This is a genomic window from Bacteroides salyersiae (assembly GCF_031172035.1).
GTDB lineage: Bacteria > Bacteroidota > Bacteroidia > Bacteroidales > Bacteroidaceae > Bacteroides > Bacteroides salyersiae.
Genome location: NZ_CP133452.1, coordinates 431,261 through 446,845 on the forward strand (window position 1 = coordinate 431,261; position 15,585 = coordinate 446,845).

A 15,585-nucleotide genomic window follows, 5' to 3' on the forward strand; every position below is an offset into this window, starting at 1 on the left:
TTAATCCAATAAAGATACCTTAACAATCTTCACATCCTCTTCGGGGCGGTCGCTACGGTCTGTTTTCACATTCTGGATCTTATCTACGATATCCATGCCCTCGACTACTTCGCCAAACACCGTATATTCCCCATCCAGATGCGGAGTACCGCCTACAGTGGTATAAGTCTCCACCTGCTCTTTCGTGAAATGGAAATCCGGCCTTTTGGCAGCCTCTTCCTGAGCCTGTGCAAACAACTTCTCCTGCAAGTCATACAATCCGTCTTCATCATTCGCCTTACGCATCTTATAAATTTCCTTCATATGTTTCTGCGCCAACGAATTAAAAATTGTAGTCAATTTGTTTTCATTCATCTGCTGCTCCATACCGATCAGCGTAGAGTCATTGAAAACCTTTCCGGTGACAATGTAAAACTGACAACCCGATGACTCCTTATTCGGATTCACATTATCGCCTTGGCGGGCAGCCGATAAAGCACCTTTCTTATGAAAGTATTTCGGATAGACAATTTCGGCAGGAATGGTATACCCCACGTCACCGGTTCCTAACATCTTACCTTTCGGAGCATTCTTAGATTCCGGATCTCCCGCCTGCACCATGAAATCCTTTATCACACGGTGAAACAAAGTACCGTTATATGTACCTTCTTTGGCCAGTTTGATAAAGTTATCCCGATGTTTCGGAGTTTCATTATAAAGTTTTACTTTAATATCCCCAAGAGTCGTTTCGATTTTCAACATTGTTTCTTTCTGATTTTCCATATCTGAGTTATTCTTTTGTCCTGGTTTACAAGAGGCTATCGCTCCGACTACCAAAACAGTTAATAATATCACTAAATTCCTTTTCATAACACTTTCATTTAATTTATGCAGGCAAATATACGATTTTCGTCTAAAACCTCTTACCTTTGTAACCTACAAAATGGCTAAAGCTGATATCATGAGATCCATATTAATAGTTGAAGATGATATAACTTTCGGCATGATGCTGAAAACATGGTTAGGAAAAAAAGGATTTGAAGTAACTTCGGTTAGTAACATTGCCCGTGCAAAAAAGCATATCGAAGTTCAAACACCCGATCTTATCCTTTCCGATCTCCGTCTGCCCGATCAGGACGGCATCCATCTGCTGATGTGGATGAACGAACAAGACTTGGATATCCCTTTGATCATTATGACAGGATATGCAGATATACAAACGGCCGTACAAGCTATCAAGTTAGGTGCCCGAGACTATATAGCCAAACCGGTAAATCCCGATGAACTCCTCAAAAAAATGTCGGAAGCGTTGGAAGATAAGGAAGAAGATGCTCACGTTTCGGGTAAAGCTACGTCCGACAAGACTACAACCGGCTCCAAAGGCAAAACATCGAGTTCTAAAACAGAAGCACACGCCTATCTGGAAGGTGAAAGTGATGCAGCCAAGCAATTATATAATTACGTAGGTTTGGTTGCCCCTACCAATATGTCCGTACTCATTAACGGTGCCAGTGGCACAGGGAAAGAATACGTTGCCCATCGCATTCACCAACTGAGCAAACGGGCAGGCAAACCATTTATCGCAATAGATTGCGGTTCCATTCCCAAAGAGTTGGCCGCCTCTGAATTTTTCGGTCATGTCAAAGGTTCGTTCACCGGCGCACTGACCGATAAGACAGGAGCATTTGTTGCAGCCAACGGAGGTACCATCTTTCTCGATGAGATAGGAAATCTGAGTTATGAAGTACAAATACAATTACTTCGCGCCCTGCAAGAGCGTAAAATACGGCCGGTAGGTTCCAATCTGGAAATCACCGTTGACATACGCCTTGTCTCTGCCACCAATGAAAATCTGGAACAAGCCATCGAAAAAGGTACATTCCGCGAAGATCTATACCATCGTATCAATGAATTCACGTTGAGAATGCCAACCTTGAAAGAACGGAGAGAAGACATCCTCTTATTTGCCAATTTCTTTTTAGACCAAGCCAACAAGGAACTGGATAAACAATTAATCGGTTTTGATGCCAAAGCATCACAAGCACTGCTCGACTATCATTGGCCGGGCAATTTACGCCAGATGAAGAACATCGTTAAACGGGCTACACTACTTGCACAAGGCAGTCTCATCACCCCCATGGAATTAGGAACAGAAATACTTGAAACTCCCATTTCCTATCATAGTTCCAATATCGCCTTGAAAGACGAAGAAACGGAAAAGCAACATATCCTTGAAGCGTTGAGACAAACCGGAAACAACAAAAGCCGCGCTGCACAATTGCTGAATATCGATAGAAAAACACTATACAATAAACTGAAATTATACGGAATAGAATTATAACACTGTCTCAAGCCGCCAATATACAATATTGGTTATCCCCAAACGGAAGGTGACTTATCTTCATTATACGCCCCTTTTTACGGCCTGCTCATATTTCTTCTGAATATCCCTACTGTATTACTCCTGTCCGGTACAAACATAAAAAAAATGTCCGACTCACACCTATCGTCTCTTGTTCTTATATTCAAGCTACACACCCATATACCTGTGTGGAATAATTCCACACCATCACTCTACATCTTCTACACATTTCCACAATCACCCTAACACAACAGGCAAAAGTTCCCACTGTTAATCAATACCTTACATATTCAATTTTGTTTTGGCACGTTCTTTGATCCTATTCTAACATCAGCGTCAGCAGTAATGCCCAACAATGCGATAAATCAAAAAAACATATAATCATGAGAAAATTAGTAGTAGCAATGTTTATGTTTGTTTGTGGTGGTTCAGCCTTTGCAATGGCCCAGGATCCTGTTAAGCCCCAACCTGCAACTGAAAAAACAGAAAGCACAGAGGAAACAACAACTTCTGAGCCTGCAAAGGAAGAACCTAAAACCAAAGAGCCCAAGGCAGATGCCTCAACCCAAGAAGCTCCGCCAACAGAAACTCCTGCTGCTGAATAAGATATAAAACCTGTCTACCTTAACCAGAGAGAATTGAAATCTATTGTTTATTATTTTAAAACAAATGAAATTATGAAAAAGTTAGTATTAGTAGTAGCAATGTTTATGTTTGTTTGTGGTGGTGCAACCTTTGCAATGGCTCAGGATCCTGTTAAGACTCAGCCTGCAACTGAAAAAACAGAAAGCACAGAGAAAACAACAACTTCTGAGCCTGCAAAGGAAGAACCGAAAGCTGAAAAACCGGCACAAAATGCCCCGGCTAATGATGCTCCCGCTTCAACAAAAACTCCTGCTCAGTCTGCCGAATAAGAGTAAGCATACTATCCTAAAAAGCCATCCCCACTTATGTCTATTCAAGGGATGGCTTTTTCGTTATACTCTGTTTCAAAATATCTCGAACCCGTTCCACAAATTTCCTATCGGAACAGGTGCATCCAATTCTATCACTTCTTTGGATACCGGATGAATGAAACGCACACGACGTGCATGCAGACAGATACTGCCATCCGGATTGGAACGGGGAAAACCATATTTCAAATCTCCCTTAATAGGGCATCCCATTTTAGCCAACTGGCAACGTATCTGATGGTGACGGCCGGTTTTAAGATCGACCTCTAAAAGATAATAATTTTGCGAACGCCCGATGAGACGATAATACAAAATGGCTTTTTTGCTGCCGGGTACTTCCTTTTCATAGGCATAACTCTTATTCTGCTTTTCGTTACGCACTAGAAAATGCACCAATTCACCTTCAGGTTCTTTGGGTATCTTTTTCACAATCGCCCAATAAGTTTTCTTCACCTCACTGTTTTTGAACATCTCGTTCAAGCGGGACAAAGCTTTACTGGTCTTTGCCAAAATAACAAGACCGCTTACGGGGCGGTCCAGCCGGTGAGTTACACCGATGAAGACATTACCAGGTTTCGCATACTTCTCCTTTATATACTGTTTCACAGTTTCGGAAAGAGGCGTATCCCCCGTTTTATCCCCCTGAACAATCTCGGAAGCGGTCTTATTGATTACAATTATATGATTGTCTTCGTATATGACGGTCATGGGAGGTGTTCCTACATATTCATACCACCATCTACCTGAATCACCTGACCAGATACATAAGCAGACATATCAGAAGCCAGGAATGTTGCAACATCAGCAACGTCTTCGGGTGTTCCTCCACGACGCAAAGGTATTTTCTTCGCCCATTCCGTTTTTACTTCTTCGGACAAAGCAGCAGTCATATCCGTAATGATGAAGCCCGGAGCAATAGCATTGGCACGAATTCCACGAGAACCCAACTCCTGCGCAATGGACTTAGCCAAACCAATCATACCAGCCTTCGAAGCTGAATAATTAGCCTGTCCGGCATTTCCGTGAACACCTACCACAGAAGCCATATTAATGATGCTTCCGGCTTTCTGGCGCATCATGATCGGTGTACAAGCGTGAATAAAATTGAAAGCAGATTTCAGATTCACATTGATCACCATATCCCATTGCTGTTCACTCATACGCATCATCAGCCCGTCACGCGTGATACCGGCATTATTTACCAATATATCAATACGACCAAAATCTTTATGGATTTCTGCTACTACCTTTTCGGTATCTTCAAAATTGGCTGCATTCGAAGCATATCCCTTAGCTTTTACGCCCATTGCTTCTATTTCTTTAGCTGTATTTTCCGCATTTTCGTCAATCACGAGGTCAGTGAATGCAATGTTAGCTCCTTCTGAAGCGAATTTTAAAGCGATAGCCTTGCCAATACCGCGAGCGGCACCAGTCACAATAGCTGTCTTTCCATCTAATAATCCCATACTAAAATTGATTTTAATTAAATTTCTGTTCTATGAAGTGCGCCAAATACAATATTGGCGACATATCTTTTCCGGGTTTCCATATCCAGATTGGCTCCTATATGACCGCGAATATAAGGAACTTCTATACCCTTCACACAATAATGCACCAATGAGGCTGTCATATCCACATCGTCAATACAGAACACCCCCTTGTCTTTTCCTTCCTGCAACACTCCCTTAAAAAGTACCATCTCCTTGGCATCAAACTTTTTACGGACTTTCTCAACTCTCCATATATCGCGGAAAAAATTTGCACGCAAGGTACCATTACGATATACTACCTCTTTCACTGCATCCAGACGTGTATAAATCATCTCAATAATCTTTTTATCCGGTGAAATGTCCTTATCCGCCACCCGCTTCATCATGTCCGAAAGTATATCCAATTCTGACTCAACGACCGCCAAATAGATCTCATCCTTGCTTTTGAAATAGGTATAGAGAGTTCTCCTACCTTTTTTGGAAGCGAGGGCAATATCATTCATTGTGGTATTCTCCACTCCCATCTTTGCAAACAACTGACGGGCGACATCTACTAATCTGGCTTTTGTTTTTGATACGGTCATAGGTTATAAATTGCACATTGCTGAATAATTTGAGCAAAAGTAATTCTTTTCTTTCTACCACACAAGAAAAATACGAGATTATTAACAATTGTATATTAATATATGCGAATAAAAATATTCTATTATACCTTATTCATTATCAATACAATAAAGTATCATCGATCTTTTTTTAGAAAAATAATCAAGAAATAATTTGCTTATTAAATCAAAAGCTGTACCTTTGCACTCACAAAACATCGCGGAGTGGAGCAGTTGGTAGCTCGTTGGGCTCATAACCCAAAGGTCATTCGTTCGAGTCGGATCTCCGCAACAACATACGGAATAATTAATTGATTTACAATTAATTATTCCGTTTTTTCGTTTTGTACTGGGACAAAAACGGGACAAAACAAATCTATTTGTAATTCGAGTATTAACGGCTTAATCTGAAAATTTTGGGTATTTGGTTAAAATGCCTACTTTTGTATTATGGTCTCCTTTTTGAATCTGAACCCAACCTATCATTGAACCATAGTAAGGACTTTTTTATACCTTTATTCGTGAAACTCTCCCTCTACAGAAGCGGATATACTAAAAGAGAGGAGCTAAGATCACTCTCCACTCCTCCCACACGACAAACAACTAAAATTATTACTATTTGATGCCATCCAATGCTCTTTTGGCAGTAGCATTAGCGGGGTCTATAGCCAGAATTTTGTTCCAGTATTCTTTGGATTCGGGCAGCTTGTTGGCCACCAGATAATAATAGCCCAAATAACTGTAACATTCAACAAGTGCGGAATTATAACGGGGATCATTCTTGTTCACCAATAATGCAGCCACCTCTTCATAATAAGGTTTGGCAAGTCCCTGTGTCGTTTCCGGATCCAGTGCAGAGTTGGCACGCGCACGCCAGAAGTTACCTAAATAACTATCTGGAGCCGCTTGTGCAATCACCGCAAAAACCGAATCGGCTGAAACAAGTGCCGCTTTCCGCTCATCAAGGCTGACAGTCAGCGTATCGCTTTGTGTCCCTTTCCCATAATAAAGTTTACCTATCTGAAATTGTAGATCAGCAGTCTGCTCGTCAGCAGGTAAGGCCTCATAATATTTCTGATAGGCAACAATTGCATCCGTGTAATCATTCTTTTGCTCATAAGCATTAGAAATTTCACGCCATAACTCTGTTTTGGACGTATCCAGTTCAATCGCTTTCTGGTATTGCATGACAGCTTCATCATATTTCTTCAAAGCATTGAGCAGATGTCCGTAATACATATAATCCAAGTAGGAATAATCGGCTTTATCTGCAGCATTGAAAAAAGCGTCAGCTGCTTTTTGTGCATCATCGTAACGTTTCATATCCGTATAATTGTACATTGCCAAGCGGTTGAAAGCAGCATGACGCGCATTACGCTTTAAACCCAAGTTGGCAACTTCAAGAGATTTCTCAAAATCATGATTCAAGAAAAGAGCAAAAGCATATTTCACCAAATCATCTTCAGTAGTTTCAGACGAATGGATAAAACGGGCATATGCCTCGGATGCTTTATCAAAACGGTTATTCATATAATATACTTCAGCCAGTTTCTTGTCTGCAAGTACACTGGATGGAACCACCGACTTCAACTGTTCCAATTTTTCAATAGCCTGTTGCGGATTGGCTCCTTTATAAATATCAGCCAGTTTCAAATATGCTTGTTCATTCTTCGAATCGAAATAAATGGCTTGTTCATACATTTGGCAGGCTTTACCAGCATCTTTTTGGACAATAGCAATGTCACCTTCCAATACAGAAACAGCAGCAGATTTATTGTCCGCCTTTTTAGCCAAAGCCAAATATTCTTCAGCTTCAGATAGCTTTCCGGCATCGAGAAAAGCACGTGCAACGGCTACTACCAATTCCGGGTTCTTTTTATTCTTTCCTTTTAATAACTGCCCGGCTTCATCCGAAGCTTGTGCCGGATTAACCTGAATAAGTTCTTTCATTTTGGCAAGCCCCGCTTGCCATTCAGCATTATCCGATTGCGCAAACAGCGAACCGGTTGCTATAAATGCCCCTGCTAAAAAGATTTGAAATCGTTTCATTGTAATCAAATTTTAGTTATTATTCGTCCTTTACATTCACTACGCGTACAGGTTGAGTGGCCGGAACCAGTCCGGATTTCAATATGATCCGTTGCCCTCTGTCGGAAGTTAAAAAAGAGGCAAATCCCCAGGGCAATGCATTACGGGGATCATTAAGTAAAACATAAATGGGTCGTGCCAATGGATAATCACCATAATACAGATAAGCCTGATAGGGTTTATAACTATTCTCCGGTGTAGCCACATCTTCTGCACTGACAGCCATTACTCTAATTTCATTGCGAAAAGACAAGTTGGTCGTATCACTCCGGTTTCCCAACCAATTGACTCCGATTACCCCAATCGCATCAGGAGTTTGAGCTACATAGTCAATCACTTGCTGATTGGTCCGTAAAGCTTTTACCTCTGTTGTAGAGAACGGTTTTCCTCCACAGATAGAATCGGTAGCAAAACGTACAGTACTTGAATTCCGATTATCAAATACTACTCGGATATCCTTCAATGAAGAACCCGGATATACTTCTTTCCAACTTTTCACTTCCCCTGTCAATATCCGGCGAATATCGCGCACACTAATCAGGGAGTCCGGATTCTGACGATTCACAATCAACGCCAATCCGTCCGTCGCCAACTTTATCTCCCGCGGATAAAATTTACGGCTATGAAACGAATTCATTTCTTCCTCAGTCAATGTCCGCGTTGCAATGGCCAGACGCACACTGTCTTTAAGAAGCAGATTGATTGCTTCCACCTCTGTCGTATAGCGAGGAACAATTCCGGCTAAAGGGTAAACTCCCTCAAACACATCAATCTCCTCTTGGACGATAGGTTGGAAACTTTCATCAGCGGCAATTGCTATTACCCCTGATGTATACGTGTCAGTCAGTCCGTCTTTAGGTTTACGGTTACAAGCTGCCAATATCCCTAAAATGCATATACCGATTAGCCAAAATTGTTTCTTCATCATTTTATTTTACTGTAATCTAAACATTACCGGAACTGTATATTTCACTCTCACGGCTTTTCCGTTCTGCTTCCCAGGAATCCATCGGGGCATAGATTGAATTACGCGGAGTGCTTCTTTGTCCAAGTAAGGATCAACACCACGAGCCACACGTGCATCGGCAATCGAACCGTCTTTCTCTACTACGAACTGCACAATTACACGCCCTTGTGTCCCATTCTCCTGAGCAATCGTCGGATATTTGATGTTTTTCGCAAGGAATGCCATCAACTCCGCATTTCCTCCGGGATATGTCGGCATCTGTTCTACCATGTCAAACACTTTTTCCGGCTCCGGTTCCGCTTGGGTAACCACCTGTTTCAAGTCAGCAATGTCCTTACCATTCTCTTCATCATTACCTTTCACATCGGCTATGGAGATAGCTACCTTCGTTTCCGTCAGTTCTTGCTGGCTCTTAATCTCATCATCTTCATGCACTTCCTCGTCTTTTTTGATGACGGGTGCAGTAAATTTGATAGAACTCTTCAGTGCAGGAGGCGGAGGTGCCACCGGTTCTACCCGCTTCATTTCTTCCTGCTTAATCTCGGGTTCTTCCAGTTGTGACAAAGTAGTCACTTCCGTCATCACCTCTTTCTGCTTCGGTGTAGCAATCTTGATAAGTGTCGGTATACTAAATCCGACCAAAGCAATCACCAGCACAATCACCATCGCCAAATTGTGACGTTTAGGAGATTCCGAACGCATTTTAAAAGCGCCGTATGCCTTATTCTTGCCTTTGAATATCAGTTCACACCATTCAGGGGAGGTCAAATCTATTTTTGCCATTTCATTTTCTTTTTAGGTGTTACTTTATCATTCGGCAAGATTTTGTGAAAGCTCGCCTTTCGAGTCATAATTCTTTATCAAGAATTGGTCGGCTTCAGCAATATCCGTAATCACATACTTACCAATATTACATATCTGCATTTCATCGAGAGCATCAATCAGATTTCTATACGAAGCTTCATCTGTGGCTTTTATAATAACCGTCGGCGTATTCTTTCCGCTTTTTATTTCAGAAAGTTGCTTTCTGAAATCGTCCTCTGATATCTTAAGATCCAATTTTTGTTGCTTCAATTCGTTCACTTGACGAACAGCAGCAGCATTTTTCTTTAATAGAACAGCCCGCAAACCATCCGGTTTATAAGACGTCTCTTTCAACGAGGTATAATCCTTATAGTTAGGTTCACCTTCATAATAATATAGCTTGTTGTCACTTCCCAACAAAAGAGTAATAGCTTGTGAAGCCTTCACCTTACTTTGCTGTTCTTCCGTGATACTTTTGTCGTTACTCGGCATGCTTATCTCCATCGTTTGAGGTTTGCTCAAAGAGGTACAAAGCATAAAGAATGTAATCAGCAACATATTCATATCTACCATCGGCGTAAAATCAACGCGTACGGTCATCTTCTTCTGTTTACTGCCCTTCTTTTTATTGCCGCTTTCTTGTACTTCAGCACTCATAATTTTTTCGTTTTAGTTTTCAGAAGTTGTTTTCAGAGAAGTGATCAGATTATACCTGTTTTCTCTGAGGTCCTGAAGGGAGTTCATAACTTTCTTAATTACAGCATACGGAGTAGCCTGGTCTGCTTTGATTGCAATACGCAAATCCGAATTTACCGCACGTGCATTACGCACCCACGCTTTAAACTGGTTATCAATGCTGTCACAGGGGATACCTTCGTTTTTCAAGATAGCATCTTGTTTCTCGGACGGAAGATCCAGAAAAGTTTTCATACTCTTCATCGGTACTCCGAAAGTAGATGAGAGTGCAAATGTCTTTTCCTGTTCCGGCGTGAAGGTTACTCCATATTCTTCACCCATTTTTTCAAGCACGGCTTTCAGATCCGATTGCTTATCCATACTCATGAATATCTTACCATCGGGATCAACCAATATTGAAAGAATATTCTTTTCCGGAATTTTAATTTCAGAGACTGAGGCCGGAGTCGTCACCTGTACCGGTTCTTTTTTTACGAACGTAGACGTCAGCATAAAAAAAGTAAGTAACAGTACTGTAACGTCACTCATCGCCGTCATGTCGATGAACGTACTTTTCTTCTTAATCTTTGCTCTACCCATGATCTTAGAATTTTATAGGGTTAGCACGTTTATTTATGAGTTGCAGCAAATGTCTGCACAATAGAGAATCCGACCTCGTCGAGACTGTAAGTCAACTTATCAATTTTATTTGTATAGTAGTTATAAGAAATAACAGCTAAAGCACCGGTAAGAATACCAAAAGCCGTATTAATCAAGGCCTCGGAAATACCTTGTGACAAAGCCATTGAATCGGCAGAACCACCCGCAGCCAATGCAGCAAATGAACGGATCATACCGATTACTGTTCCAAGCAATCCCATCAACGTACCCAACGTGGTAATAGTACCGATAATCGGAAGATTCTGCTCCATCATAGGAAGTTCAAGTGCAGTAGCTTCCTCCAATTCTTTTTGGATAGCAAGCAACTTCTGATCCTTAGATAAAGTGGCATCCTTTTCCATTTCATCGTATTTCTTCAAAGTAGCCGTTACCACATTAGCTACAGAACCTTTCTGGTTGTCACAAATTTCTTGTGCTTTCTGCAAATTTCCAGCAGCCAGGGCAGCCTTAATATTAGTAACGAACTTCACCAAAGAGCCTTTACCAAAAGCAGAACGAAGAGCAAAATAGCGCTCAATACTTAGTGCAAGCACTGTCAACAGTAAAGTCTGAATAACCGGTACAATAATTCCACCTTTGTAGATTGTCCCCAAAAAGTTACCGGGAAGCGGATGATTGTTAGGGTCATTGTTCATAAAGTTGGAAGGATTTCCTAACAAGAAATGATAAATACAAATTGCTATCACAAAGCAACATACAATAACCCATCCAGCAGATTTGATACCTTTAAAAGAGGTAGATTTTTTTTGAGTAGTTTCCATAATTAGTTTTTTTGTTTTTAAAGAATTTGTTATTTGATTGAAATTAAAATTTCAGAAATGGTTGGACACAATGCACCTCAAGCCCTACAACTCCGGTTTCTAACGAAGCTGCATAGCAAACATGCACCACAAGTAAAATGTAGAATTAAATAAGGATACGTCTTAGTGCGAATATATGATATTCACAGCTTGATTGAGCATAAATCGGATCCTTATCGGAATGGAAGGATTTACTCTTGTCCAAGAACAACAAATTCTCTCTCAAACACAATTTCTGCAGGATATCGCGTAAGAAGTCTACAACTTCAATTCCACGACGCAGACGCTGGTTATGGGAAGAGGAATACAATTCAGATATCGGTTTATTTCCCAATTCGACATCTGAAACAGATAAAGCTTGAAGATGATTGTGATAAGAAATATCTCCATTCAAACTGGTCTTTGTACGGTTTGTGGATGAAGATTCTGAAATACAACAAGTAGAAGCAGAAAAACCTTTTGTACAGTTCAAAGCATTGCCGCTCATGCTAAATGATAGCATCAGCAAAACAAAGGTTAATATGAACTTTACAGAGGTTTTCATTGTTTGTCTTATTATCGAAAATTGACCTTTTATAGAAATCGGGTGTAAAAGTAATAACAAAAAGCATATGATCTGCCAAATTCACATCTTTTAATCATACAATTTCCTATCCTATATTAAGAACACTTCTAAAAGCATTTTTGTTTTAACAAATTAAATAATAATTTGCTAATCGTGAATAAAAGAATTAATGAAATGTAGATATGGAAACGCGAAAATCCCCTTGCCCCCGTATTCCGGGTTGCAAGGGGATCCTTCAGAAAAAAAACGGCGACTACCTACTCTCCCACTGTTACGCAGTACCATCGGCGTGACCGGGCTTAACTTCTCTGTTCGGAATGGGAAGAGGTGGAACCCCGGTGCTATAGTCACCTGAATAAGGTAGACATGACGGAAAAAAGTAAATTCAAAAGCCGCAGCAGCAGCAGGCTAAACGTATATATGAAACCATCGTGACAAAAAGAAAGTCAACGGGCAATTAGTAAGGCTCGGCTTTGATATTACTACCTTTACACCTGCCTCCTATCAACGTCATCGTCTCTGACGACCCTGAGAAATCTAATCTTGTGGCTGGCTTCGTACTTAGATGCTTTCAGCACTTATCCAATCCCGACTTAGATACCCGGCAATGCACCTGGCGGCACAACCGGTAAACCAGAGGTCAGTCCAACACGGTCCTCTCGTACTAGTGTCAGAGCCACGCAAATTTCATACGCCCACGATAGATAGAGACCGAACTGTCTCACGACGTTCTGAACCCAGCTCGCGTGCCACTTTAATGGGCGAACAGCCCAACCCTTGGGACCTTCTCCAGCCCCAGGATGTGACGAGCCGACATCGAGGTGCCAAACCCCTCCGTCGATATGAGCTCTTGGGAGGGATCAGCCTGTTATCCCCGGAGTACCTTTTATCCTTTGAGCGATGTCCCTTCCATGCGGAAACACCGGATCACTATGCTCTAGTTTCCTACCTGATCGACTTGTGAGTCTCCCAGTCAAGCGCCCTTATGCCATTACACTCTGCGGACGGTTACCAATCGTCCTGAGGGCACCTTTAGAAGCCTCCGTTACACTTTTGGAGGCGACCACCCCAGTCAAACTACCCACCAAACAGTGTCCTCGTGACAACGAGTTAGAACTCAAATAATCAAAGGGCCGTATTTCAACAGCGACTCCACAGATACTGGCGTACCCGCTTCAAAGTCTCCGGCCTATCCTACACATCAATTACCCAAATTCAATGTTAAGCTATAGTAAAGGTTCACGGGGTCTTTTCGTCCCATCGCGGGTAATCGGCATCTTCACCGATACTACAATTTCACTGAGCTCACGGTTGAGACAGTGTCCAGATCATTACACCATTCGTGCAGGTCGGAACTTACCCGACAAGGAATTTCGCTACCTTAGGACCGTTATAGTTACGGCCGCCGTTTACTGGGGCTTCAATTCAATGCTTCTCTTGCGATGACATCTCCTCTTAACCTTCCAGCACCGGGCAGGTGTCAGGCTGTATACGTGATCTTTCAATTTTGCACAGCCCTGTGTTTTTGTTAAACAGTTGCCTGGACCTATTCTCTGCGCCCTACCTCTCAGCAGGGACCCTTTATCCCGAAGTTACAGGGTCAATTTGCCTAGTTCCTTAACCGTGAATCACTCAAGCGCCTTAGTATATTCAACCCGACTACGTGTGTCCGTTTACGGTACGGGTACCTCAAGGATTAAGTTTAGCGGATTTTCTTGGGAGTATGATTACACGCACTATTGGATTGTTCAGAAGAACGCTCCATACTATCAGGTTCGACTCTTGCGGTGGATTTGCCTGCCGCAATCAACATCTACACCCTTCAACGGACTATTCCGTCAGTCCGCGGCGCTGTCACGACTCCGTCTCCACGTCACTCCTTAAGGTAGTACAGGAATATTAACCTGTTCTGCCATCGGCATCACCGTTCGGCTGAGCCTTAGGACCCGACTAACCCTGATCCGATTAGCGTTGATCAGGAAACCTTAGTCTTTCGGCGAGGGGGTTTCCCACCCCCTTTATCGTTACTTATACCTACATTTGCTTTTCCACACGCTCCAGCAAAGCTCGCGCTTCACCTTCGACGCAGAGTGGAATGCTCCCCTACCGATACTTACGTATCCCATAGCTTCGGTAAAATGCTTGATGCCCGATTATTATCCACGCCAAACTCCTCGACTAGTGAGCTGTTACGCACTCTTTAAATGAATGGCTGCTTCCAAGCCAACATCCTAGCTGTCTTAGCAATCTGACTTCGTTAGTTCAACTTAGCATTTATTTGGGGACCTTAGCTGATGGTCTGGATTCTTCTCCTTTCGGACATGGACCTTAGCACCCATGCCCTCACTCCTGTGATAGGACTAATGCGCATTCGGAGTTTATCAAGACTTGATAGGCGGCGAAGCCCTCGCATCTTATCAGTCGCTCTACCTCACATTAGTAACTCACAAGGCTGCACCTAAATGCATTTCGGGGAGTACGAGCTATCTCCAAGTTTGATTAGCCTTTCACCCCCACCCTCAGGTCATCCGGAAGCTTTTCAACGCTTATCGGTTCGGTCCTCCAGTTAGTGTTACCTAACCTTCAACCTGCCCAAGGGTAGATCACTTGGTTTCGCGTCTACTCCTACTGACTATACGCCCTGTTCAGACTCGCTTTCGCTTCGGATACACATCTCAAGATGCTTAACCTTGCCAGTAAAAGTAACTCGTAGGTTCATTATGCAAAAGGCACGCCGTCACTGTTTAAAACAGCTCCGACCGCTTGTAGGCGCACGGTTTCAGGGACTATTTCACTCTTCTATTCGAAGTGCTTTTCACCTTTCCTTCACAGTACTGGTTCGCTATCGGTCTCTCGGGAGTATTTAGCCTTACCGGATGGTCCCGGCTGGTTCACGCAGAATTCCTCGTGCTCCGCGCTACTCAGGATACCACTACGCTTCGTCTGACTTCATGTACCGGGCTATCACCGTCTACGGCTCCTCTTTCCAGAGGATTCCATTCGTCAGATGTCTTGCGACATCGTGGTCCTACAACCCCATGGATGCCGTGACATCCATGGTTTGGGCTAATCCCCGTTCGCTCGCCACTACTAGGGGAATCATTGTTTATTTTCTTTTCCTGCAGGTACTAAGATGTTTCAGTTCCCTGCGTTAGCCTCTATCATTGGATAGATAACCGGTCTTCAACCGGTTGGGTTGTCCCATTCGGAAATCCGCGGATCAAAGGTTATTTGCACCTACCCGCAGCTTATCGCAGCTTATCACGTCCTTCATCGCCTCCGAGAGCCAAGGCATCCGCCATGCGCCCTTTCTTACTTTCTTCATATCACCGGATCGATTTGAAATCAATAATTAAGAATTTAAAAATCAATAATCAGGAATCCAAAATCGAAACACTACGGTTTGATATATACTTTTAGCTCTTTACTAAAATTTACTTTTTGTACATCATGTCAAAGATCGTTTGCCCTAAACTGTCAGTCGTCCTTTGACAACCGGCAATCCGAAGCGGAGTGGAGAATAACGGATTCGAACCGTTGACCCTCTGCGTGCAAGGCAGATGCTCTAGCCAGCTGAGCTAATCCCCCTTCGTACAAGTTGAAAGTTGGAAGTTGAGAG

At 42.5% G+C, this 15,585-nt stretch carries 14 protein-coding genes, 2 tRNA genes and 2 rRNA genes; 4 read left to right on the forward strand and 14 right to left on the reverse strand.

Annotated features, from left to right (window positions below; genetic code table 11):
* Complete coding sequence (locus tag RB604_RS01645; RefSeq protein ID WP_007480164.1) at positions 1-849, reverse strand: peptidylprolyl isomerase; 849 nt, start codon at positions 847-849, stop codon at positions 1-3.
* 88 nt (positions 850-937) lie between these two features.
* Between RB604_RS01645 and RB604_RS01650 the strand changes: the two genes are divergently transcribed.
* The 3 genes from RB604_RS01650 (at position 938) to RB604_RS01660 (ending at position 3,255) form a co-directional block, all read left to right on the forward strand.
* Positions 938-2,320 (forward strand): sigma-54-dependent transcriptional regulator, encoded by a 1,383-nt coding sequence (locus tag RB604_RS01650; RefSeq protein ID WP_025819925.1) that lies wholly within the window; start codon positions 938-940, stop codon positions 2,318-2,320.
* Positions 2,321-2,724: 404 nt separating this feature from the next.
* Positions 2,725-2,946 carry a hypothetical protein gene (locus RB604_RS01655; protein WP_005934621.1) on the forward strand — a complete coding sequence of 74 codons (222 nt, stop codon included), beginning with the start codon at positions 2,725-2,727 and terminating at the stop codon, positions 2,944-2,946.
* A 72-nt stretch (positions 2,947-3,018) separates the two neighbouring features.
* On the forward strand, positions 3,019-3,255 hold the full coding sequence (locus RB604_RS01660) for a hypothetical protein (protein ID WP_005934622.1): 237 nt from the start codon (positions 3,019-3,021) through the stop codon (positions 3,253-3,255).
* A gap of 75 nt (positions 3,256-3,330) precedes the next feature.
* Here the strand turns inward: RB604_RS01660 and RB604_RS01665 are convergent, their stop codons facing one another.
* The 3 genes from RB604_RS01665 to RB604_RS01675 are packed head-to-tail and all read right to left on the reverse strand — an operon-like array spanning position 3,331 to position 5,368.
* Positions 3,331-4,002, reverse strand: coding sequence for an RluA family pseudouridine synthase (locus RB604_RS01665; protein WP_055295810.1), 672 nt, complete (start codon positions 4,000-4,002; stop codon positions 3,331-3,333).
* A gap of 11 nt (positions 4,003-4,013) precedes the next feature.
* Complete coding sequence (fabG, locus tag RB604_RS01670) at positions 4,014-4,760, reverse strand: 3-oxoacyl-[acyl-carrier-protein] reductase (RefSeq protein WP_005934626.1); 747 nt, start codon at positions 4,758-4,760, stop codon at positions 4,014-4,016.
* 17 nt (positions 4,761-4,777) lie between these two features.
* Positions 4,778-5,368, reverse strand: coding sequence for a TetR/AcrR family transcriptional regulator (locus RB604_RS01675; protein ID WP_005934629.1), 591 nt, complete (start codon positions 5,366-5,368; stop codon positions 4,778-4,780).
* Positions 5,369-5,605: 237 nt separating this feature from the next.
* On the opposite strand from RB604_RS01675, the gene RB604_RS01680 reads away from it, so the two are divergent.
* A tRNA-Met gene (locus tag RB604_RS01680) sits at positions 5,606-5,678 on the forward strand.
* A gap of 323 nt (positions 5,679-6,001) precedes the next feature.
* Here the strand turns inward: RB604_RS01680 and RB604_RS01685 are convergent.
* The 10 genes from RB604_RS01685 to RB604_RS01730 all read right to left on the reverse strand — a co-directional run bounded on the left by RB604_RS01685 (position 6,002) and on the right by RB604_RS01730 (position 15,554).
* Positions 6,002-7,435 carry a tetratricopeptide repeat protein gene (locus RB604_RS01685; RefSeq protein ID WP_005934632.1) on the reverse strand — a complete coding sequence of 478 codons (1,434 nt, stop codon included), beginning with the start codon at positions 7,433-7,435 and terminating at the stop codon, positions 6,002-6,004.
* Between the two features lie 19 nt (positions 7,436-7,454).
* A complete protein-coding gene (locus RB604_RS01690) occupies positions 7,455-8,402 on the reverse strand; it encodes a PstS family phosphate ABC transporter substrate-binding protein (protein WP_005934634.1) in 948 nt (315 codons plus the stop codon).
* Between the two features lie 6 nt (positions 8,403-8,408).
* Positions 8,409-9,224: an energy transducer TonB gene (locus RB604_RS01695; RefSeq protein WP_005934636.1), complete on the reverse strand. Its 816-nt coding sequence runs from the start codon at positions 9,222-9,224 to the stop codon at positions 8,409-8,411.
* 27 nt (positions 9,225-9,251) lie between these two features.
* A complete protein-coding gene (locus RB604_RS01700; protein WP_005934638.1) occupies positions 9,252-9,902 on the reverse strand; it encodes an ExbD/TolR family protein in 651 nt (216 codons plus the stop codon).
* 12 nt (positions 9,903-9,914) lie between these two features.
* A complete protein-coding gene (locus RB604_RS01705) occupies positions 9,915-10,520 on the reverse strand; it encodes an ExbD/TolR family protein (protein WP_005934640.1) in 606 nt (201 codons plus the stop codon).
* A gap of 29 nt (positions 10,521-10,549) precedes the next feature.
* Positions 10,550-11,362: a MotA/TolQ/ExbB proton channel family protein gene (locus RB604_RS01710; RefSeq protein ID WP_005934642.1), complete on the reverse strand. Its 813-nt coding sequence runs from the start codon at positions 11,360-11,362 to the stop codon at positions 10,550-10,552.
* Between the two features lie 145 nt (positions 11,363-11,507).
* Positions 11,508-11,945 (reverse strand): DUF8440 family protein, encoded by a 438-nt coding sequence (locus RB604_RS01715; protein WP_005934644.1) that lies wholly within the window; start codon positions 11,943-11,945, stop codon positions 11,508-11,510.
* Positions 11,946-12,210: 265 nt separating this feature from the next.
* Positions 12,211-12,321: ribosomal RNA gene (rrf, locus tag RB604_RS01720) — 5S ribosomal RNA — on the reverse strand.
* Positions 12,322-12,403: 82 nt separating this feature from the next.
* Positions 12,404-15,288 (reverse strand): 23S ribosomal RNA (locus RB604_RS01725).
* 192 nt (positions 15,289-15,480) lie between these two features.
* Positions 15,481-15,554: transfer RNA gene (locus RB604_RS01730), tRNA-Ala, on the reverse strand.
* Between the last annotated feature and the right edge of the window lie 31 nt (positions 15,555-15,585).